The organism is Amycolatopsis sp. BJA-103 (assembly GCF_002849735.1).
Taxonomy (GTDB): Bacteria; Actinomycetota; Actinomycetes; order Mycobacteriales; family Pseudonocardiaceae; genus Amycolatopsis.
Genome location: NZ_CP017780.1, coordinates 2,709,424 through 2,731,081, shown reverse-complemented (window position 1 = coordinate 2,731,081; position 21,658 = coordinate 2,709,424). Strand labels below are relative to the sequence as shown.

Genomic DNA, 21,658 nt, shown 5'->3' with positions numbered 1-21,658 from the left:
GGGGCCTTCACGCGCGAATAAGGACCTCAGAAACCGGTCGCGTGCAGACCGCCGTCGACCATGATCATCGAGCCGGTGGTCGCGGGCAGCCAGTCCGACAGCAGGGCGCAGACCGACTTCGCGGTCGGGTCCGGGTCGGAGCTGTCCCAGCCGAGCGGGGCGCGGTCGCCCCAGCCGTTCTCCAGGTCGGCGAACCCGGGGATCGACTTCGCGGCCATGGTCTTCATCGGGCCGGCGCTGACCAGGTTGACCCGGATGCCCTGCGGGCCCAGGTCACGGGCCAGATACCGGTTGACCGACTCCAGCGCCGCCTTCGCCACGCCCATCCAGTTGTAGGCGGGCCACGCGACGCGCGCATCGAAGTCCATACCGACGATCGACGAGCCACGCGAAAGCAGCGGCAGGGTCGCGACCGCGAGGGACTTGAAGGAGAACGCCGAGACGTCGACAGCCACCTTCACGTCTTCACTCGGTGCGTCCAGGAACGGCGCGCCGAGGCAGGACGGCGGGGCGAACCCGATCGAGTGCAGCACGCCGTCGAGCCCGTCGACGTGCTCACGGACCCGGTCGGCGAGCGAGTCGAGGTGCTCCTGGTTGGTGACGTCCAGCTCCAGCACCGGCGCCTCCTCGGGGAGACGCTTGGCGATGCGCTCGACGAGCGACAGCCTGCCGAAGCCGGTGAGCACGACCTTCGCGCCCTCCTGCTGCGCGATCTTGGCCGCGTGGAACGCGAGCGAGGCGTCGGTGATGACGCCGGTGATCAGCAGGCGCTTGCCTTCGAGCAGTCCTGGCACGGGACCTCCAGTCCGGAATGATGCGGTCGGTAAGGGAAAACGGGGGACGTCAGTGGCCCATGCCGAGGCCGCCGTCGACCGGCAGCACCGCGCCGTTGACGTAACCGGCCTCTTCGGAGGCGAGGTAGCGGACGGCGGCGGCGATCTCCGACGGCTCGGCGTACCGGCCGGAGGGAATCTGGGCGAGGATCTCCTTCTTGCGGTCCTCGCCGAGCTCGTCGGTCATGTCCGTGGCGACGAACCCGGGGGCGATGACGTTCGAGGTGATGTTGCGCGAGCCCAGCTCACGCGCGAGCGAACGGGCGAGACCGACGAGACCGGCCTTGCTCGCGGCGTAGTTGACCTGGCCTGCCGACCCGGTGAGGCCGACGACGGACGAGATGAAGATGTAGCGGCCCCACTTCCCGCGCAGCATGCCACGGGAGGCGCGCTTGGCGACCCGGTACGCGCCGGTGAGGTTGGCGTCCACCACGCGGGTGAACTGCTCCTCGCTCATGCGCATGAGCAGGGTGTCGTCGGTCATGCCCGCGTTGGCGACGAGGACCTCGACCGGACCCTGGTGCTCCTCGACGAGCTTGAAGGCGGCGTCGATCTGCTCGGCGTCGGTGACGTCGGCCTGCACCCCGAAGAGGCCTTCGGGCGCGCCGGAACCGCGGTGCGTGATCGCGACCTGGTGTCCCTGCGCCGCGAGGTCCTTCGCGATCGCCAAACCGATGCCGCGGTTGCCGCCGGTGACCAGTACCGACCGTCCCACAGAGCTCTCCTCGCCTCGTCTTCGTCCCGCTGACGCCCTGAGGTTATCGGCTCACCCGGGACCGGCCGGAGCCGCGCCACCCCTACCTCCGGGTAACCGCGACCGTCCTAAGCGGATGTTAGGAACCGGGCCGGGACCTTGCCCCGTCGTCACGGATTGTTCACCGTGAGCCGGAACACAGGAGGTCAAAGATGACAACCCGGATCGGTGAAACGTCGCCGCCCGTAAGCGAGAGGCGAGTCGTCGGCAACGTGCTGCGCGGCTCGATCGGCAACCTGGTCGAGTGGTACGACTGGTACGCCTACGCTGCCTTCACCACGTACTTCGCGAAGTCCTTCTTCCCCACCAAGGACACGACGGCGGCCTTCCTCGGCACCGCGGCGGTGTTCGCCGTCGGATTCCTCATGCGGCCGCTCGGCGGGTGGATGCTGGGCCGGTTCGCCGACCGGTTCGGGCGACGAAGCGCACTCGTGCTTTCCGTCACGTTGATGGCGGCCGGGTCGCTGATGATCGCGCTGACCCCGACCTACGCCACGATCGGCATCGCCGCGCCGATCCTGCTTCTGGTCGCACGGCTCATCCAGGGCCTCTCGGTCGGCGGTGAGTATTCGACCTCCGCGACCTATCTGTCCGAAGTGGCCACTCCCGGCAAACGCGGGTTCTACTCCAGCTTCCAGTACGTGACGCTGTACGGCGGCCAACTGCTGGCGCTCGGCCTCCAGCTGCTGCTGCAGGCCGTCCTCACCGAGCAGCAGCTGACCTCGTGGGGCTGGCGGATCGCGTTCGTCGTCGGCGCGCTGGCCGCGGTCGTGGTGATGTTCCTGCGCCGCGGGATGGACGAATCGGCCAGCTTCGAGGAGGCCAAGGCGTCCGGCACCGGCAAGGACGCGGGTGACAAGGGCACGCTGCGCGCGCTGATCAAGTACCCCAAGGAGATCGCCCTCGTCGTCGGCCTCACCCTCGGCGGCACGGTCTCCTTCTACACCTTCGCCACCTACAGCCAGAAGTTCATGGAGAACACCGCGGGCATCCCGCGCCGGACGGTCACGCTGATCCTGTTCTGCGCGATCCTCGTCGCCGCGATCCTGCAGCCGTTCGCGGGCAAGCTCTCCGACCGCATCGGCCGCCGTCCGCTGCTGATGTTCTTCGGGATCGCGGGCACGCTGCTGACCGTCCCGATCATGACGCTGATGGGCGGGACCAAAGAGCCGGTGCTCGCCTTCCTGCTGATGCTCGCCGGCCTGGTGATCGTCACCGGGTACACCTCGATCAACGCGATCGTGAAGGCCGAGCTGTTCCCGACGAAGATCCGCGCCATCGGCGTCGGCCTCCCCTACGCGCTCACGGTGGCGATCTTCGGTGGCACCGCCGAGCTCATCGCGCAGGCGTTGAAGGGGGCGGGCCACGAATCGGTGTTCTTCTTCTACGTCGCGGGCTGTGTCCTGGTGTCGCTCATCGTCTACGGCACAATGCGGGAAACCTCGAAGACCTCGGAGCTCGAGAAGAAGCCGGAGCCCGAGCTGGTTTCCGGCCGAGAAGGCTAGGCGGAAGGGTATGGCCGTGCGGGTGCTGCTCGTCGAAGACGACACCAGTGTCGCCGACGCGCTCGCCGAGACACTGCAAACGCGGGGCCACACCGTCTCCCACGCGATCCGGGGCTGCGACGCGCTGCACCGGCACCGCGAAGCCGACGTGATCCTGCTGGACCTCGGCCTGCCCGACATGGACGGGCTCGACGTCCTCAGGAAGGTGCGTCAGGTGTCGCTGGTGCCGGTGCTGGTCCTCACCGCGCGCGGGGACGAGCGGTCCGTGGTGCGCGGGCTGCGGCTCGGCGCCGACGACTACCTGACCAAACCCGTCCGCCTCGCCGAACTGCTGGCGAGGATGGACGCGGTCGTGCGCCGCGCCGCCGTCTCGTCCGCGCCGCAGGACGACGTCGTCCGCGTCGAGGACGTCGAAATCGATCTCGCGGCACGGCGGGTGCTGGTCGGCGGGAACGACATCGGGCTCACCACGAAGGAGTTCGCCGTCCTGGCGGTGCTCGCCGCGCGGCCCGGTACCGCGGTGAGCAGGCAACAGCTGATGGACGAGGTCTGGGGCGACGCGTACCTCGCCGTCTCCCGCTCGCTCGACGTGCACCTGACCCAGCTGCGCGCGAAACTCGACCGGCCGGGGCTGCTGACCACGATCCGGGGTTTCGGCTACCGCTTCGGCCGGGACTGACCGGTGCGTGCCCGGCTGCTGGTCGTCCTCGTCGCGCTCGCGCTGACCGTGGTCGCCGCGTTCGCGATCCCGCTGTTCGGCTCGACCGCCGCCCAGCGGACCCAGCAGCTGGTCATCGCCCGCAACGCCGACGTCGACCGGTTCGTCGTCCTCGCCCAGCAGGCCGTCGACGCCGGCGACCCGACCGCGCTGGGGGTCGACGCCGCGCGGTATTCGTCGTTATACGGCGAAGCCGTCGTGGTGGTCGACGCGCGCGGGATGCCGCTGGTGGAAACCGGTGGGATGACCGCCGCGGAGCCGGTGGTCCGCTCGCTCGTCGAGTCCGCGCTTCGCAACCAGCCCGCGAAAGGCCCCGAACAGCTGAGCCCGTGGTCGGTGGATCCGGTCTGTTTCGCCCGTCCGGTCGGCACCGGGACCCGGGTGGCCGGGGTGGTCGTGCTGCGCGCGTCGGTGACCACGGCGGCGGCCGACGTCGCCACCCGCTGGGCCGCGATCGTCGCGGGCGCGGTGCTGGTCGCGGCGGTGTTCGTGCTGCTCGCGGTCCTGCTGGCGCGGTGGATGGTGCGGCCGCTGCACGAACTGGAGACCGGCGTGCGGGCGGTGACCGGCGGGCACCGCGCGCAGGTTCCCGACAAAGCCGGGCCGAGGGAACTGCGCTCGCTCGCGACGTCGTTCAACCGGATGTCCGACGCTGTCGTCGAAGCGTCCGAACAGCAGCGACGGCTCGTCGCGGACGCGTCGCACCAGCTGCGGAATCCCATGGCGGCCTTGCGGTTGCGCGTGGACTCACTGGCCGCGCAGATCGACGGCGACGGCCAGCGGACCTACCGGGCGACCGTCGCCGAGGTCGAACGCCTGGAGTCCCTGCTCGACGGGCTGCTCGCGCTGGCGCTCGCCGAAAGCGCCGCGACCAGGCTCGCCGCGGGCGAAGCCGACGACGAACCCTGCGATCTCCCTTCCGTGCTCGCCGAACGGGTCGACGCGTGGCGTCCGTCGGCCGACGACGCCGGAGTCGGCCTCCCCGCCGCCGAGGGCCACCACACGCCGGTTCCGGTGCGGTGCACGGAAGGCGATCTCGCCCAGGTGCTGGATGTCCTGCTGGACAACGCGGTGCACTACGCGGGCCGGGGCGCGACCATCACCACCGGCTACGAGACCGGCGACACGACCGCCACGGTCTTCGTGTCCGACAACGGCCCTGGACTGTCCACAGAGGACCGTGAACGCGCGACCGAGCGGTTCTGGCGTGCCGGTGGCGACGGAGCGCCGCGGGGAACGGGGCTCGGGCTCGCGATCGCGAACCAGCACGTGCTCGCCCGCGGCGGGAAACTCGAGCTACGGGCAGCGGAACCGCACGGGCTCGAAGTCCGCGTCGAACTTCCCCTCGCCACCGGGGAGACGCCATGACCGTCACCAGGCGTACCGCGCTCCTCGCCGGGCTCGCCACGCTCGCGGGCTGCTCGACGGCGGGCTACCAGGGCCCGGAACGAGAGGTCGTCATCGCGGCGGGCGAGAGCGGCGGTTTCTATCTCGCCTTCGCGGAGCTGCTGGCCCAGCAGCTGAACAGGGCGGAATCGCGGCTGCGCGCCACGGCCGTCGCGACCGAGGCCAGCGTCGAGAACCTGCGACGGCTGCGGGACGGCCGGGCCGACCTCGGTCTCGTCCTCGGTGACGTCGCCGAATCCGCCTTCGCCGGGGCGGAGCCGTTCTCCGTCCCGATCGCGTTCTCGGCCATCGGCCGCGTCTACGAGAACTACCACCAGCTCGTGGTCCGCGCGGACGGCGGCGTGCGCTCACTCGCCGACCTGGCCGGGCGGCCGGTCGCGATGGGCGCGAGCGGATCCGGGGTCGCGGTGTTCAGCACCCGGCTGTTCGCCCGCGCCGAAGTCCCGGTGAACGCGAAGAACCTCCTGCTCGGGGAGGCGATCAACGCACTGGTGGCGCACGAGGTCGACGCGCTGTTCTGGTCCGGCGGGATCCCCACGCCCGCGCTCACCGAGTTGAACCGGACCACCCCGATCACCCTTCTCCCGCTCGATGCGCACCTTCCCGCTCTGCGCGCGGGCTACGGCCCGGTGTACGACCTGGTCCACGTCCCGGCACAGGCCTATCAGGGAGTCGGCGAACTGCGGACGATCGGCGTCGCGAACCTCCTCCTGGCGGCTCCTTCCCTGCCCGACGACGTCGCGGCCGCCGTCGCGCGGGTGCTGGCCGCGCACGCCGCCGACCTCGTCCCGGCACCTGCCGTCGGGACCCAGTTCCTCGACGTCCGGACGCTGATCGGGACCGGCAAGGTGCCGCTGCACCCTGGTGCCGCGTCGGCCTACCGTGCCCTGCACGGGTGATCAGGGCTCCACCTCCAGAGGGATGCGCGTCACCCGGTGGCGCTGCCATGGTCGGAAGGGAGGCGGTCGTCGGACCGCCCCGATCCGGAAGGACTCCAGCAGTGTCATCGAGACACACCAGGGTGGTGCGGGGTTCGGCACTCGTCGCGGGCCTCGCGCTCGCGGGCGGGCTCGCCACCACCGCCCCCGCCGTCGCGGCGGAGCAGGTCAAACTCACCGCACCCGCCCTCACCGGCCAGTACGAGGTCGGCACCACCGACCTCCACCTCGTCGACCGGTCCCGGCCCGATCCTTGGAAACCGGACCGGCGCCGGGAGGTCATGGCCACCGTCACCTATCCGGCGGACCGGTTCGCCCACGGCCCGCAGGCACCGTGGCTGACGCCGGGTATGAGCGCCGTCATCGACCAGGCTCTGGCGAACCCGAACGACCTCGATGTCCCGGTCGGCTCCGTCGACTGGACGTCGTCGAAGCGGCGGGCCGAGATCGGCGTCCCGGCCGCGCCCGGCGCGCCGAAGCCGGTCGTGCTCTTCTCCCCCGGCTTCGGGGGACCTCGGGAGACGTACTCGGCGATCGTCGACGACCTCGCGAGCCGCGGCTACGTGGTCGTCTCGCTCTCGCACACCTACGAGAGCGCCGCGGTCGAGTTCCCCGGCGGACGACTCGAAACGGCGCTCCCGCCGGGCGAGGGTCCCGAGTTCATGAAGAAGGCGCTCGACGCGCGAGTCGGCGACAGCCGGTTCGTCCTCGACCAGCTCACGAAGATCACGCGGGGACAGAACCCGGACGCGGAGAACCGGCCGCTCCCCCGCGGCCTCGGCTGGTCGCTCGACCTGTCGAAGGTCGGTGCCTACGGGCATTCCTACGGCGGGTTCACGGCGGGCGAGACGATGGTCCACGACCGGCCGGGTCGACGCCGGGATCAACCTGGACGGCGCGATGGCGACGGCGTTCGGCTACCCGCCTGGTAGCGCCTACATCCCCGGAGAGGTGACGAAGCGCGGTCTGGACCGGCCGTTCCTGCTGATGGGCGCCGAGGGTGTCGGTCCGGACGGGAAGCCGCTCGAGCACACGCACCGCACCCCGGAATTCGACCGCAGCTGGGCGGATTTCTGGGCCAACCAGCGAGGCTGGAAGCGGGACCTGCTCCTGCGCGGCGGCAGCACGCACATGTCCTACAGCGATCTGCAGGTCGTCGTGCCGCAGCTCGGCGCGCTGGTGACGCCGGAGAAGCGGAAGGCGTCCATCGGCACCATCGATCCCCGTCGTTCGCTCGCCGCGCAGCGGGACTACATCGGCGCGTTCTTCGATCTGCACCTGAAGGGCCGTGACCGGCACCTGTTCGACGGGGAATCCCCGCGGCACCCGAATATCGACTTCATCGAGTAGGGCTGAAGGGGACTTTCCCCGCATGCCATCGGGCGAAGGGCGCTTTCACCGCATGCGATGCGGTGAAAGCGTCCTTCAGCTCCTACATTGGCAGGGTGACCGAGCCACGGAAACCGATCGTCGAAATGCCGCTGCGCGTGCGCTACCACGAGTGCGACGGACAGGGCATCGTCTTCAACGCGAACTACCTCGCCTACGTGGACATGGCCATGTTCGAGGTGGAAAGAACCCTCTACGGCTCCCACGAAGCGGCGCTGGCCCTCGGTGTCGACGTCGTCGTCGCCGAATCGAACCTCCGCTACCGCGCGCCTTGCCGCTACGACGACGAACTGGTGGTCTCGGCGTTCCTGAACCATCTCGGAACCACGTCGCTGATCATCGACTTCGAGATCGGCCGCGACGGCACGGTGTGCACCGAGGCGACCAACCGTTACGTCTTCGTCGATCCGGCGACGCTCAAGAAGGCGGCGCCACCCGCGGTCGTGCGCGAGGTGTACGCCGCCCTCCTGCCCGCTCAGGCGGACTGAACGCCGGGGCGCCGGTCCTCGACGACGTAGCTGGCCCGCGTGCTGATCGGCGCGCCGGGGGTGTTGACGAACGGCACCACCCGGAAGTCGCTGCGCCAGCGCTGCCGGTTGACGTTGACCCGGACGTACCCGCGCTGGTTGTTGAAGAACTTCATGTGCGGGTTGGCCTTCAGCAGGTTCTCACCGGCGGGCGTCATGTCGACGCCGTTGCCGCCGCTGGTGATCGACGTCCCGACGAACTCGCTCGCCACGGTGGGCGAACCGGGGTCGCCGAAGTCGCGTTTGAGGTCCCAGGCGTAGTTCTGGTGCCTGTCACCGGTGATGACCACCAGGTTCCGCACGCCCCGGTCCTGCGCCGCGGCGAGCACGCGGTCGCGGTCGGCGACGTAGCCGTCCCACGGGTCGAGGTAGACGTTGGTGGCGGCGCCCGCGTCGGTGTCGGTCTGGCCCATCGGCGCCTGGTTGCCCAGGATCTGCCAGCGAGCGCGGGACCGGGAGAAACCGTCGAGCAGCCAACGCCGCTGCTCCGAACCGAGCAGGGTGCGGTCCTCGTCGAAGCGCTCGGTGCAGTTCGCCGACTGGCCGTCGCCGCACGGCTGGTCGTCGCGGTACTGGCGGGTGTCGAGCATGGTGAAGTCGGCGAGCGTGCCGTAGCTCAGGCGCCGGTGGAGACGCGCGTCCGGCCCCTTCGGCAGCTGGGCGATGCGGTACGGCAGGTGCTCGTACATCGCCTGGAAGGCCTGGGCGCGCCGCTGGCGGAACACCGCCGGGTCCTGGTCGGGCTCGTTGTCGGCCTGGGAGAGGTCACCCGCCCAGTTGTTCTCCACCTCGTGGTCGTCGTTGACGTGGATCCACGGGAAGGCGGCGTGCGCGGCCATCAGCGGCGCTTCGGACTTGTAGAGCGCGTACTGGAGCCGGTAGCGGGCCAGGTCGAAGGTCTCGCCCTTGAACTGCGGACCCACCGGCGTCCCGCGCCCGACGCCGGTCACGCCGCTTTCGTAGAGGTAGTCGCCCAGGTGCACGACCAGGTCGAGATCCTCGGCCGCCATGTGGTCGTACGCGGTGAAGTGTCCCGCCTCCCAGCTCTGGCAGGACGCGAACGCGAAGTTCAGCTCGCGCGGCGACGACCACGCGACCGGCGCCGTCCGAGTACGGCCGACCGGCGAGATCTCGCCGCCCGCGCGGAAACGGTAGAAGTACTGGTGATCCGGCGCGAGGCCGTGGATCTCGGGGTGAACTGAGTGACCGAGCTCGGGAGTGGCGACCACGGAGCCGCGACGGATCACGGCGCGGAAGCGCTCGTCCAGCGAGACCTCGTACTCGACGCGAACGGGCTTGCGCGGCATCCCGCCGAGGCCATCGGCCTCGTAGGGCTTCGGCGCGAGCCTGGTCCAGAGCACGACACCGCCGGGCAACGGGTCACCCGAGGCGACGCCCAGGGTGAAGGGGTTTCCGGAGCCGCTCGCGAGCGGCATCGCGCCGGCGGCGTTCCAGGCGCCGGTCCCCAGCAGGACGGCGGCCGCGCCTGCGGAGCCATAACCGAGGAAGCGACGCCGCGACAGGGGGTGAGGGAGCGAAGGCATGAAGCCCTCCTGTGGTGGGATGGTCACGGGCGGCCTCATGCTCGCCCGCGTATATGGCCTCCCGGCCGCCCTCAGGCGAAGCGCCCGTGAACGAAAGACGATCAACCCTCGTGTTCCGCATCCTGTTCTACCGCCCGGAAATCCCACCCAACACGGGCAACGCGATCCGCTTGACCGCGAACACCGGCTGCGAGCTCCACCTGGTGGAGCCGCTCGGTTTCACGCTGGAGGACAAGCAACTGCGCCGCGCCGGCCTCGACTACCACGACCTCGCGCGCGTCCACGTCCACGCGGACCTCGACGCGGCCTGGGCGGCTTTGCTGCCCGCCCGGGTCTTCGCGTTCAGCGCCTCCGCGACGCGGCTGCACACCGACGTCGCGTACGAGCCCGGTGACGTGCTGATGTTCGGGCCGGAGTCGGCGGGGCTGCCCCTCGACGTCCAGGAGTCCTCCCAGGTGACCGACCGGGTGCGGCTGCCGATGCTGCCGTCGAGCCGGTCGCTGAACCTTGCGAACACCGCGGCGATCAGCGTTTACGAGGCTTGGCGGCAGAACGGCTTCGCGACTCCCTGACCGCTTCCCCCCAATGCTATGAAAGGCCCGTTACTTGCAAATTTTGCAAGTAACGGGCCTTTCATAGCGCGCTCGGGCGCAGGATCTACGGCAGTCGTTGACCTAAGAAGAGCGAAGCGGCGGCGCCGATCATCAGCACCAGCGTCCCGAGGATCACCCAAGGACGACTCGCGTCGGCGTCCTTCAGCTCGTACCCGATCTGCTCACCGAGATCGTCGTACACGCGTTTCAGCTCGTCCGCGCTCGCCGCCTTGTAGAAGTCGCCGCCCGAGAGCCGCGCGATCTCCTCCAGCGATTCGTCGTCGACCTTCACGTCCTGCGGTTTGCCGTCGATGTCGACCGAGCCGTGCGTGGTCCCGAACGAGATCGACGAAATCGGCACCTGAGCCTGCTTCGCCGCCTGCGCGGCCGTGTAGCCGCCTCGAGGTGCGTACAGATCGTCCGGGACGGTCTGCTTGCCGTCACTCATCAGGACGATGCGGGCGGGCGGCGGGCCTTCCGCGCCACCGACGATCGCCGAGAAGCTCTCGATCGACTGCAGCGCGGCGAAGATCCCTTCACCGGTGGCGGTCGACTGCGCCAGCTTGAGGTTGTCGATCGCCTTCACGACACCGCCGCGATCAGTGGTCGGCGCGACCAGCACGGTCGCCGTCCCCGCGAAGGAGATCAGCCCGAGGTTCACCCCGGGCGTCATGTTCTGCGCGAACGAGCGCGCCGACTCCTGGGCCGCCTTCAGCCGGGTCGGGGCGACGTCGGTGGCTTCCATCGACAGCGAGGTGTCGATCACCAGCACCACGGTGGCCCGGTTGCGGGGCACCTTCTGCTCGGCCGTCGGCCCGGCGAGCGCGACGGTGAGCACCAGCAGCGAGAGCACGATCAGGATGGCGGGAACGTGCCGCACCCAGCCCTGGCTCTTCGGCGCGACCTTGTCCAGCAGTTCCAGATTGGCGAACCGCATGGTGCGCTTGCGCCGCGCGCGCTGGGAAAGCACGTAGCCCACGGCCACCGCGGCGACCGCGAGCAGCAGCAGGAACCACCACGGCGAGGCGAATCCGGTCAGGCTCACGCGACACCACCGGACCAGCGGCGCTTGCGGGCCACCACGAACCGGACCATGTCCGCGATCCAGTCCGAATCGGTGCGCAGCACCAGATGCGCGGCACCGGCCCGCCGCAGCGCGGCCGCGACCTCCTGCCGGTGAGCATGCGCCGCGGCGCCGAATTCCTTGCGCAGCAAGGCCGAAGCGTGCACTTCGCGCTGTTTCCCTGTCTCCGGGTCGGCCAGCACGACGGTGCCCACGTCGGGCAGGTCGATGTCGCGCGGGTCGAGGACTTCGATGGCGATGAGGTCGTGGTGCCCGCCGAGCGCGCGCAACGGGCGCTGCCATTCGGTGTCACCGAGGAAGTCGGAGATCACGACGGCGAGCCCGCGACGGCGGGGCGGACGGCGCAGCTTCTCCAGTGCCGCGGCGAGATCCCCGCGGACACCTTCCTCGGCACGAGGGGTCTCGGCGAGCTTGCGGACCAGCCCCCGCGCGTGCGGGATCCCGCCGCGCGCCGGGATCCGCGTGATGCTGCCCGCCCCGTTGGAGACGAGCGCGCCGATCCGGTTGCCGCCTCCGCCGGTCAGATGGGCGACCGCGGCCGTCGCGCAGACGACCAGGTCGCGCTTCTCGCACAGCGCGGTCCCGAAGTCGAGGCTCGCGGACACGTCCGCGACCAGCCATGTCTCCAGCTCGCGGTCGGCGACGGTCTCCCGGATGTGCGGACTCGTCGTCCGCGCGGTGACCGCCCAGTCCATCCGGCGGACGTCGTCACCGGGCTGGTACGGCCGGGCCTCCCCCGGTTCCGAACCCGGACCCGGCACCAGGCCGAGATGGTTTCCCTGCAGCAGACCGTCGAGACGGCGGCGCACGTCGAGTTCGAGCGTGCGCAGGCCCGCCTCCATCCGCTCCCCGCGGAGTACCGGCGGTGCCCAGGAAGGACGTTCGCCCTTCTCGTTCTTCACGCGGATTCCTTACCTGACCGGTGCGCCGGCCGGGACCGGGCCGCCCTGCCCGGTGCCGCCCTGCGGACGGGCCGAGACCTGCGGCAGCGGCACGGTCTGGAGCACCCGCGTGATGATGTGGTCGATGGGGACGCCGTCGGCCAGCGCGTCGTAGGACAGCACGAGCCGGTGACGCAGCACGTCGGGAACGACGTCGACGACGTCCTGCGGCAGCACGTAGTCCCGGCCGCGGACCAGCGCCAGCGCCCGGGAGGCGGCGATGATGCCGAGGCTCGCACGTGGCGAAGCGCCATAGGACACCCAGCCCGCGACGTCGGCGAGACCGTGGTCGTTCGGCGTACGGGTGGTGAGCACGAGGCGGACGACGTAGTCGACCAGCGCGTGGTGCACGAAGACCTGCGAGGCGACGTTCTGCAGCCGGACCAGCTCGCCGGGGCTCAGCACCTCCTGCGGGGTGGGCGCGGTGACGCCCATCCGGTAGATGATCTCCCGCTCTTCTTCGGCGGTCGGGTACTCGACGACGATCTTGAACAGGAAGCGGTCGCGCTGCGCCTCGGGCAGCGGGTACACACCCTCGTTCTCGATCGGGTTCTGCGTGGCGAGCACGAGGAACGGGTCGGGCATCGGGAACGTCTGGCCGCCGATCGACACGTGCCGCTCGGCCATCACCTCGAGCATCGCCGACTGCACCTTCGCGGGCGCGCGGTTGATCTCGTCGGCGAGCACGAAGTTCGCCACCACTGGGCCGAGTTCGACGTCGAACCGCTCGGCGCCCTGGCGGTAGATCCGGGTGCCGAGGATGTCGGCGGGGACCAGGTCCGGGGTGAACTGCACCCGCGAGAACGAGCCGCCGACCACTCGCGCGAAGGTCTCGACGGCGAGGGTCTTCGCGACACCGGGAACACCTTCGAGCAGGAGATGGCCCCTGGCCAGCAAGCCGACCAGCATCCGCTCGACCAGTCTGTCCTGGCCGACGATGATCCGCTTGACCTCGAACACGGTCCGCTCCAGCAACTGGGCGTCCCGCGCCGGCGTTCCGGGCTGCTGCTGCGCGCCGTCGGCGTAGCCGGGCTCGGTCACTCGTGCCTCCTGTGTTCCCCGCTTGCGTTCTTGCGTCCGGATGTGACCGTAGTGGTCGGTGGCACAGCCGTTCGTGAAGGTAGCCAACCCGACCACCGGTATGACGGCTGTGAAGGGCCCCGGTCTACTCTCCCGAACCCCGCCCCTTCCGGAATTCCACCAGGTCGTCCCACGCCTGCCGTGGGTGCATGGCCATCCGCTGCCGGACGACGGCGAGCCGGTGCAACCCGGGGCTCAGCCGGTCACCGGTCAGCGTGTCGTCGAAGACTTCCAGCACCGTCGCGCAGAACAGCACGAAACAGCCGCTGTGCCATCGCAGATCGCTGATCGGCGCGGCGGTGTCCTCTTCGGTCCGCACCAGGCGGCCGGCGATCTCGGCCAGTTCCTCCGGTGCGTCGGTTCCCGGGATACCGAGCAGATCCGTGGTCAGCGCGACCAGTTCCGGCGACCGTTCCAGGGTGGCCGCGGTGGCGGTGAAGGCCCGGGTCTTGCCGGTCAGCTCCCCGGCGACGAGGCTCCGCGCGACGACCTCCAAGGACGGCTGGTAGATCTCGCTCGCGAGATCCGCCATTTCGACGGCGCAGCGTTTGAGGTCGCGCGGCAAGCCGCCCGAAAGACAGTGCGCCAGATAGCAGAACTGCTCGGAGACCCCCCGCAACCGCAAGGCGATCCAGAGCCTGCTTTCGTCCAAAGTGAACGGTTCGAGCCGCACCATCTCCGAGAACGCGCTGTCGAAGGCGTCACGGACGCCGAGCCCGCGCTGTTCGAAGCCGAGAACGGCGTCGTCCGAAACGGACACGAAGAACAGGCATCCTGGGACGTCGAAGACACCTTTCACGTCGTTGATGAACTGGTGCGCCTTGTCGGGCTCCCCGATCTTGTCCAGTTCGTCGATCGCGATCACGACCCGCCCAGCGAGGTTCACCGCGGCGAGTTCGGCGAACTCCCGGAACTTGTCCACGACCTCCGGATGGGTGAGTTGCTGCTCGGCGCGCTGAGTCGACCACGTCCGGCCGGCTTCCCCCTTCAGCGGCATGCTGAGCTTCCCGGACCATCCGGTCGTGTAGGTCTGCAAGAACCGGATCCGATCGAGCTGCTGTTCGGTGACGCGCCGGAAGCCCGCCAGGCGGACATCGCGGCGGCGCGCGATCAGCAGGCGCGTGACCGTGACACCGGCGGCCAGTACACCGATCACGAGCCGCAGCAGGAACATCGACACCAACCCGAGCGCGATGAGCCGTGCTGTCGGCTGCCCTGTCCACAGCTGCTGAAGCGTCACACGTCCGTTCACGACCTCGACCGCCAACGTCCCGAGGTCCTGCGCCGCCGTCCCGCCCCACAGGAGCCGGACGGCGACCGCCACCACTCCCCAGAACACCAGGAACGCCAACGACGTCCGGAGCAACCGCCCGAACGCCGCCCGCCGCCGAAGACGGCCGGGCACGGCTCGCGATCCCTTCGAGATCTTCGCCAGCACCGCCTTGCAGAGCAGCGCGTGCAGGTGCAGCACGAAGTCCCGCGCCTCGTACGCGGCGGGCGCGGAGGCGACCACGACCAGCGGTGCCGCCTGATCGGATCGGCTCAGCAAACCCTGTTCCAGCGACCGGATCGACGTGGTCTTGCCGGTCCCCCGGTGCCCGGCCAGTGCGACGGCCACCGACTCCGCCCGGTCGACGATCCGGCGAAGCCGCTTCACCGCGGCGGTCCGGACGAGACCCGCTTCCAGCTCCGCCGAGGCGTCGGGATCTTCGAAGACGAGGTTCACCCGGTCACGGATCCGCCGGTGATCGCGGATGTGGTCACGCAGCTCCGGCAGGACGATTTCGTGCAACACGAACTCCCACCGGTCACCCAGCCCGATCATCTCGGGATGGGCCCGGTCCGTCCCGCGTTCCCTGCCTTCGGTGACGAACAGACCGGGGATCCGGCGGCTGATGACCAGGACGGCCATCCCGATCACCGCTCCGAGTCCCAGTACCCCGAGCAGCTGAAAGCCCAGCGGCATCGCCTGCCACGACAGCTGCAGGATCCGGAGGTAGCCCACCAGCAGGGCGCAGGTCACGGCCAGCCATCCTGCCTCCCGGAGGGTCATTTGCCGGAGCGGGAGCCGCCGGGGACGGTCGAAGACCACACCCGCCCGTTCCCGTTCCATCCGGATCCGCGCGAGAGCGGTGGCGCTGCCGAGGACGGCGTTCCTCGCGTCGTCGGCACGCAGACCTTCCCGATGGAGACCGGCGGCGATCTCCGGCTCGCCGAGCGCCTCGTCGAGTACGTCCTCCAGCGCGAGCAACGACAACCAGGTGTCGAAATCCTCGATGAATCCTTCGCCGTCACGCAGGACGTCCGACTCGGTTTCGTCAAGATGGTGGTCGCTCACCGGCTTATGATGCCGAACCGCGTCAACGCGTTCCCGGGAACGCTAGGAGAACCGGTCCAGATCCTCAGGGGTGTCGATGTCGTCGCTCTCCCCCGGTTCCTCGGCCACCTCGACGAGGTCCAGCCCGCCCAGCGCCCGCCGCAGCGACGCGTTCTCCACCTTCTCGGGCAAGGCGCCACGCAGCGCTTCCGTGCGCCAAGCGCCCAGCAACCACTGCCGCTCCCCCGCGGCGTCGACCAGAACCGCACCGGGAGCAGGCCCGAGCGCGGCCACCAGCCGTTCCACAGTGGACTTCCGGACGCCGGCGAGATCCCCGGCCAGCACCACGACGACCTCCGTGCGCACCAGGGCGAGTCCCGCCGCCACCGCGGCCACCGGCCCCGTTCCCGGCGAAGACTCCCGCGTCCAGAGGACGTCGCCGAAGCCCGGTCGTTCCGGGCCGACGACGATCACCGGATCCGCGGCGGCGAGAGCCGCGAGAGCCTTGGCGAGCAACGGTTTCCCGCCGACGGTCAGCGCGGGTTTGTCCACACCGGACAGACGGCGCGCGGCACCGCCCGCCAGCACGATCCCCGCGTAGGCCACGCCTAGCCGATCAGGCGGGCCGCGTACGGCATGATGCCGCCGTAGCGCACCGGCGCGATCCGGACCCGCAGACCCGATTGCGGAGCTTCGACCATCTGCCCGTTCCCGAGGTACATCGCGACGTGGTGGATACCCCGCGCGCTACCGCCCCAGAAGAGCATGTCGCCGCGGCGCATCTGCGAAAGCGGCACCTTCCGCCCGGCGTTGTACTGATAGCCGCTGTAGTGCGGGAGCGACCGCACCCCGGCGAACGCGTAGATCATCAGCCCGGAGCAGTCGAAGCCGATCTTCATGTAGTCGCCGTAGCGATCCGCCGTGCCGCCGTCGCGGATACCGCGTGTCGGCCCGGAGCCGTTGCCGCCGCCCCACGCGTACGGAAGTCCCAGCTGCGACAAAGCCCGCTGGACGACGGCCTCGACACTCGAACCGGCGGGAGCCGACTGGGCGGGCCTGCCGCTCGACGGACGGCCACCGCCACCCTGGCCGGGGCTGGGCCGAGACGCGGCGAGAGCGGCCTGGCGAGCGCGTTCCTCGTCCTCGCGGGCCTTCTGCGCCTTCCAGTCCTGGTAGCGCTGTCGCTGCCCCTGAAGACCGCTGACCTTCTGCTGCGCTTCGAAGAGCTGCTTCTCGACGTTCGTCTTGTCGGCTTCCAGCAGGCCGTTCTGCGTGGCCTGGGTGTCCTGCGCGTGCTGCGCGGCGCTTTGGGCGTTGTCGGCCTCGTGCTTGGCCGCCTCGGCCGCTCGCTTGCGCTCCTGCGCGATTTCCAGCTTCTTGCGCGCTGTCGCGTCCTTGTTGGACTTCTCCGTCTGCGCGCGCTTCATCGTGTCGAGCGCGTTGAGCCTGCTGCCGCCGACCGCGTCGAGCATCTGGGCGCGGCCGAGGAGTTCCTTGGGGCTGTCGGCGGTCAGATACGCCGACACCGAACCGACCGTGCTCCCCTGCTGGAAGCTGGCGGCGGCGAACTTGTCGAGGTCCGCGCGCGCCTTGTCGATGGTGGCCTGCGCGGCGTCGGACTCCGTGCGCGCCGACTGCGCGTCGCGGTCGGCCTGCGCGGCTTCGTCCTGCGCGGTGTCCGCGTCGACCCGGGCCTTGTTGGCCTCTTCCATCTTCAGCTCGACCTCGTCGTTGAGCTGAGAGAGCTTCGACTCGGCCTGGGCCAGCTGATTGGTGAGCCTGCCGACATCGCCCGCCTTGGCGTTGGCGTCGGCCTTGCTCGAATTGATTTCGGAGTCGCTGGGGTTCGGCGGGGGCGGCGGGACCGCGAGGCCCGTGCCGGTCACCCCGAGCAACAAGGCGACGCCGAGCGCCCCGATGGTCATGCCTCGGCGGGCACTGGTTCCGGACCCGGTCTCACCACGCACGATCCGCCCACCTCCTGATCTTGTAACAACGAGCTCACTGTGCCACTGCTGCAACAGCATTACCAGAAGCACCACCAGGAACTTACACACCGTAGGCACCATTTCCCCTCAACGGGGGACGAACAGACGAACGTTTCGTCACTCGAATGGCCGCAGGTCGGTGAGACGTTCCCTACGCGCGTGTCGGCTTGCAAGCTAAAAGGACAGGCGTACTGTTTGTGGAGACGAACGAGGTGTGCCATCCCGGGTCCGGACCTACGGTGGGGGTGCGCAACACTCGCTCCTGGTCGACCCGAACGACCTGGAGAACACACCGAACTGACCCGCCACTGGAGTTAGAAGTGACTGCACCTGCCAGCAAGGACAGCTTCGGCGCCAAGGACACGCTGAAGGTGGGCGACGCCTCCTACGAGGTGTTCCGCCTGAACAAGGTCGAGGGCTCTGAGCGCCTTCCCTACAGCCTGAAGATCCTGCTCGAGAACCTGCTGCGGACCGAGGACGGCGCGAACATCACCGCCGACCACATCCGCGCGCTCGGCAACTGGGACGCCAAAGCCGACCCGTCGATCGAGATCCAGTTCACGCCCGCCCGCGTGATCATGCAGGACTTCACCGGCGTCCCCTGCGTCGTCGACCTCGCCACCATGCGCGAGGCCGTCACCGACCTCGGCGGCGACCCGGACAAGGTCAACCCGCTCGCGCCCGCCGAGCTGGTCATCGACCACTCGGTCATCATCGACGTCTTCGGCCGCGCCGACGCCTTCGAGCGCAACGTCGAGATCGAGTACGAGCGCAACCGCGAGCGCTACCAGTTCCTGCGCTGGGGCCAGGGCGCCTTCGACGAGTTCAAGGTCGTCCCGCCGGGCACCGGCATCGTGCACCAGGTCAACATCGAGCACCTCGCGCGCACGGTGATGTCCCGCAACGGCCAGGCGTACCCCGACTCCTGCGTCGGCACCGACTCGCACACCACGATGGTCAACGGCCTGGGCGTGCTGGGCTGGGGCGTCGGCGGCATCGAGGCCGAGGCGGCCATGCTCGGCCAGCCGGTCTCGATGCTCATCCCGCGCGTCGTGGGCTTCAAGCTCACCGGCGAGATCCCGACCGGCGTCACCGCCACCGACGTCGTGCTCACCATCACCGAGATGCTGCGCAAGCACGGTGTGGTCAGCAAGTTCGTCGAGTTCTACGGCGAGAGCGTCGGCGCGGTGCCGCTGGCCAACCGCGCCACCATCGGCAACATGAGCCCGGAATTCGGCTCCACCGCGGCGATCTTCCCGATCGACGAGGAGACCGTCCGCTACCTCAAGCTCACCGGCCGGTCCGAGGAGCAGGTCGCGCTCGTCGAGGCCTACGCCAAGGAGCAGGGCCTCTGGCACGACGCGTCGCACGAGCCGGAGTACTCCGAGTACATCGAGCTCGACCTCTCGACGGTCGTCCCGTCGATCGCCGGCCCGAAGCGCCCGCAGGACCGCATCGAGCTGACCGACGCGAAGAACTCGTTCCGCAAGTCGATCCACGACTACGTCGGCGGCGAGCAGCCCCCGCACACCAACGTCGACGAAGCCGTCGAGGAGTCCTTCCCGGCCAGCGACCCGGCCGCCCTCTCCTTCAAGGACGAGGGCGCGGTCGACATCCAGTCGGCGGCGAACGGCCACAGCGGCCGCCCGACCAACCCGGTCAAGGTCAGCACGTCGGACCGCGGCGAGTTCATCCTCGACCACGGCGCCGTGGTGATCGCCTCGATCACCTCGTGCACCAACACCTCCAACCCGTCGGTCATGCTCGGCGCGGCGCTCCTCGCGCGGAACGCGGTCGACAAGGGCCTCGCGGTCAAGCCGTGGGTCAAGACCTCGATGGCGCCGGGTTCGCAGGTCGTCACCGACTACTACAACAAGGCCGGTCTCTGGCCGTACCTCGAGAAGCTGGGCTACCACCTGGTCGGCTACGGCTGCACCACCTGCATCGGCAACTCGGGCCCGCTGTCGGACGAGATCTCCGCGGCGATCCAGGAGAACGACCTCACCGCGGTGTCGGTGCTCTCGGGCAACCGGAACTTCGAAGGCCGGATCAACCCCGACGTGAAGATGAACTACCTCGCGTCGCCGCCGCTGGTCATCGCGTACGCGCTCGCCGGCACGATGGACTTCGACTTCGAGAACCAGCCGCTCGGCCAGGACACCGAAGGCAACGACGTCTTCCTGAAGGACATCTGGCCCGCGGCCAAGGAGATCCAGGAGACCATCGACTACGCGATCACGCAGGAGATGTTCACCAAGGACTACGCCGACGTCTTCGACGGTGGCGAGCGGTGGAAGTCGCTGCCGACCCCCGAGGGCAAGACCTTCGACTGGGACGCGGAGTCCACCTACGTCCGGAAGCCCCCGTACTTCGACGGCATGAAGGCGGAGCCGTCGGCGGTCACCGACATCTCGGGCGCGCGCGTGCTGGCGAAGCTGGGCGACTCGGTCACCACCGACCACATCTCCCCCGCCGGCGCGATCAAGCCGGGCACCCCGGCCGCGCAGTACCTGACCGAGCACGGCGTGGAGAAGAAGGACTTCAACTCCTACGGCTCGCGTCGCGGTAACCACGAGGTCATGATCCGCGGCACCTTCGCGAACATCCGGCTGCGCAACCAGCTCCTGGACGACGTGCAGGGCGGCTACACCCGCGACTTCACCCAGGACGACGCCCCGCAGTCGTTCATCTACGACGCGGCGCAGAACTACGCGGCGCAGAACATCCCGCTGGTGGTCCTGGGCGGCAAGGAGTACGGCTCCGGCTCGTCGCGTGACTGGGCGGCCAAGGGCACCTCGCTGCTGGGCGTGCGCGCGGTGATCACCGAGTCGTTCGAGCGGATCCACCGGTCGAACCTGATCGGCATGGGCGTCATCCCGCTGCAGTTCCCGGCGGGCGAGTCGGCCTCGTCGCTCGGCCTCGACGGCACCGAGACGTTCGACATCTCGGGCATCACGAAGCTGAACGACGGCGAAACCCCCCGCACGGTCCACGTCACCGCGACGAAGACCGACGGCACCAAGGTGGAGTTCGACGCGGACGTCCGCATCGACACCCCGGGTGAGGCGGACTACTACCGCAACGGCGGCATCCTGCAGTACGTCCTGCGGAAGATGACCCAGGTGTAAGCACCACACGCGAAGGCCCCTTTCCCCGCACTTTGGGGAAGGGGGCCTTTCGCGATTTTCGGTACCGTGACGGGTATGCCCAGCGGGAGAATTCCGGTCGAGAACGGCGAACTGGCGTACGAGCTCCGGGGTGAGGGTGATCCCGTCATCCTGCTGCACGGCGGGATGCTCGACTCCCGGATGTGGGACGCCGAGATGACGGCGCTCGAAGGCCGCTACACGGCCATCCGCTACGACGCGCGGGGACACGGCGAGTCGTCCACGCCGACAGAACGGTTCAAGCACTACGAAGATCTCCGCGCGCTGATGACCGCGCTGGAACTCCCCCGCGCTTCGCTGGTCGGCCTGTCCGGCGGCGGCCGGATCGCGGCCGACTTCGCGCTGACGTATCCGGACCTCGTCGAGAACCTCGTCCTCGTGGCCACCGGCCTCAGCGCGATGACGACGAAGGACCCCTTTGTCCTGGAGCAGAACAAGAAACTCGAAGAAGCGGGTGCCAGAGGCGATCTTCCGGCCGCCATCGAATGTGTTCTGCGAATGTGGGTGGACGGCCCCCGGCGCGCACCGGCGGACGTCGATCCGGAAATCCGCCGCCGGTGCCAGGAGATGTACACGCACACGATCACCCGGCACCGCGGCAGCGGCTTCATACTGATGGACGAACTACGGGCCATCGAACGCGTCGGCGAGCTGAGCCCGCGCACCTTGACGCTGGTGGGCGACCTGGATTCCTCGGACATCCTCGACATCGCCGACCAGATCGAACGCGAGGCGCACGACGCCCGGGAAATCGTGGTTCCCGGGGTCGCGCACATGGTCAATCTGGAGAAACCCGCGGAGTTTTCCCGGATCCTGCTGGATTTCCTGGACTGCTGACCGCCAAGCGCTCAGGGACGTTGGTTTCTCTGGTCT

At 69.3% G+C, this 21,658-nt stretch carries 19 protein-coding genes; 10 read left to right on the top strand and 9 right to left on the bottom strand.

The features are described from left to right. Positions 1-26 precede the first annotated feature (26 nt). Together fabI and fabG are read right to left on the bottom strand one after the other, a co-directional pair. Positions 27-794, bottom strand: coding sequence for an enoyl-ACP reductase FabI (gene fabI / locus BKN51_RS11575; RefSeq protein ID WP_101607640.1), 768 nt, complete (start codon positions 792-794; stop codon positions 27-29). Between the two features lie 49 nt (positions 795-843). Further along, entirely contained in the window at positions 844-1,548 is a 705-nt protein-coding gene (gene fabG / locus BKN51_RS11570) for a beta-ketoacyl-ACP reductase (protein ID WP_101607639.1), read from the bottom strand. Positions 1,549-1,739: 191 nt separating this feature from the next. Between fabG and BKN51_RS11565 the strand changes: the two genes are divergently transcribed. From BKN51_RS11565 to BKN51_RS11540, 7 genes are all read left to right on the top strand, one after another. Continuing rightward, complete coding sequence (locus BKN51_RS11565) at positions 1,740-3,092, top strand: MFS transporter (protein ID WP_101607638.1); 1,353 nt, start codon at positions 1,740-1,742, stop codon at positions 3,090-3,092. A 10-nt stretch (positions 3,093-3,102) separates the two neighbouring features. After that, the gene (locus BKN51_RS11560) at positions 3,103-3,771 is read left to right on the top strand and encodes a response regulator transcription factor (protein WP_101607637.1); all 669 of its coding nucleotides are present in this window, start codon (positions 3,103-3,105) and stop codon (positions 3,769-3,771) included. 3 nt (positions 3,772-3,774) lie between these two features. Then, positions 3,775-5,178 (top strand): sensor histidine kinase, encoded by a 1,404-nt coding sequence (locus tag BKN51_RS11555; protein ID WP_101607636.1) that lies wholly within the window; start codon positions 3,775-3,777, stop codon positions 5,176-5,178. Next, positions 5,175-6,116 carry a TAXI family TRAP transporter solute-binding subunit gene (locus BKN51_RS11550; RefSeq protein ID WP_101607635.1) on the top strand — a complete coding sequence of 314 codons (942 nt, stop codon included), beginning with the start codon at positions 5,175-5,177 and terminating at the stop codon, positions 6,114-6,116. The genes BKN51_RS11555 and BKN51_RS11550 overlap by 4 nt, the downstream gene beginning before the upstream one ends. 101 nt (positions 6,117-6,217) lie before the next feature. Beyond that, entirely contained in the window at positions 6,218-7,087 is an 870-nt protein-coding gene (locus BKN51_RS11545; protein ID WP_335645069.1) for an alpha/beta hydrolase family protein, read from the top strand. Then, positions 7,056-7,505, top strand: a complete 450-nt coding sequence (locus tag BKN51_RS44815) for a hypothetical protein (protein ID WP_335645068.1) — start codon at positions 7,056-7,058, stop codon at positions 7,503-7,505. Before BKN51_RS11545 ends, BKN51_RS44815 begins: the two co-directional genes overlap by 32 nt. A gap of 95 nt (positions 7,506-7,600) precedes the next feature. Then, positions 7,601-8,032, top strand: coding sequence for an acyl-CoA thioesterase (locus tag BKN51_RS11540; protein ID WP_101607634.1), 432 nt, complete (start codon positions 7,601-7,603; stop codon positions 8,030-8,032). On the opposite strand, the gene BKN51_RS11535 is transcribed toward BKN51_RS11540, so the two are convergent. Continuing rightward, the gene (locus tag BKN51_RS11535; protein WP_101607633.1) at positions 8,020-9,615 is read right to left on the bottom strand and encodes an alkaline phosphatase D family protein; all 1,596 of its coding nucleotides are present in this window, start codon (positions 9,613-9,615) and stop codon (positions 8,020-8,022) included. The two genes, BKN51_RS11540 and BKN51_RS11535, sit on opposite strands and share 13 nt — an antisense overlap. Before the next feature lie 110 nt (positions 9,616-9,725). Here BKN51_RS11535 and BKN51_RS11530 point away from each other — a divergent pair, with 110 nt between their 5' ends. Then, positions 9,726-10,187 carry a tRNA (cytidine(34)-2'-O)-methyltransferase gene (locus BKN51_RS11530; RefSeq protein WP_101607632.1) on the top strand — a complete coding sequence of 154 codons (462 nt, stop codon included), beginning with the start codon at positions 9,726-9,728 and terminating at the stop codon, positions 10,185-10,187. Between the two features lie 85 nt (positions 10,188-10,272). Here the strand turns inward: BKN51_RS11530 and BKN51_RS11525 are convergent, their stop codons facing one another. From BKN51_RS11525 to BKN51_RS11500, 6 genes are all read right to left on the bottom strand, one after another. After that, positions 10,273-11,253, bottom strand: a complete 981-nt coding sequence (locus BKN51_RS11525; RefSeq protein ID WP_101607631.1) for a VWA domain-containing protein — start codon at positions 11,251-11,253, stop codon at positions 10,273-10,275. Then, positions 11,250-12,134: a DUF58 domain-containing protein gene (locus tag BKN51_RS11520; RefSeq protein WP_233223471.1), complete on the bottom strand. Its 885-nt coding sequence runs from the start codon at positions 12,132-12,134 to the stop codon at positions 11,250-11,252. The genes BKN51_RS11525 and BKN51_RS11520 overlap by 4 nt, the downstream gene beginning before the upstream one ends. 69 nt (positions 12,135-12,203) lie before the next feature. Beyond that, the gene (locus tag BKN51_RS11515) at positions 12,204-13,274 is read right to left on the bottom strand and encodes an AAA family ATPase (protein WP_101607629.1); all 1,071 of its coding nucleotides are present in this window, start codon (positions 13,272-13,274) and stop codon (positions 12,204-12,206) included. Between the two features lie 124 nt (positions 13,275-13,398). Continuing rightward, positions 13,399-15,651 carry a P-loop NTPase fold protein gene (locus BKN51_RS11510; RefSeq protein ID WP_101607628.1) on the bottom strand — a complete coding sequence of 751 codons (2,253 nt, stop codon included), beginning with the start codon at positions 15,649-15,651 and terminating at the stop codon, positions 13,399-13,401. A 42-nt stretch (positions 15,652-15,693) separates the two neighbouring features. Then, positions 15,694-16,236 carry a molybdenum cofactor guanylyltransferase gene (gene mobA / locus BKN51_RS11505; RefSeq protein WP_101607627.1) on the bottom strand — a complete coding sequence of 181 codons (543 nt, stop codon included), beginning with the start codon at positions 16,234-16,236 and terminating at the stop codon, positions 15,694-15,696. Between the two features lie 2 nt (positions 16,237-16,238). After that, positions 16,239-17,597, bottom strand: a complete 1,359-nt coding sequence (locus BKN51_RS11500; RefSeq protein ID WP_168214317.1) for an NlpC/P60 family protein — start codon at positions 17,595-17,597, stop codon at positions 16,239-16,241. 341 nt (positions 17,598-17,938) lie between these two features. On the opposite strand from BKN51_RS11500, the gene BKN51_RS11495 reads away from it, so the two are divergent. Both BKN51_RS11495 and BKN51_RS11490 read left to right on the top strand, forming a co-directional pair. Beyond that, the gene (locus BKN51_RS11495; protein WP_101607625.1) at positions 17,939-20,746 is read left to right on the top strand and encodes an aconitate hydratase; all 2,808 of its coding nucleotides are present in this window, start codon (positions 17,939-17,941) and stop codon (positions 20,744-20,746) included. Between the two features lie 75 nt (positions 20,747-20,821). Further along, complete coding sequence (locus tag BKN51_RS11490) at positions 20,822-21,622, top strand: alpha/beta fold hydrolase (protein WP_101607624.1); 801 nt, start codon at positions 20,822-20,824, stop codon at positions 21,620-21,622. Positions 21,623-21,658 lie beyond the last annotated feature (36 nt).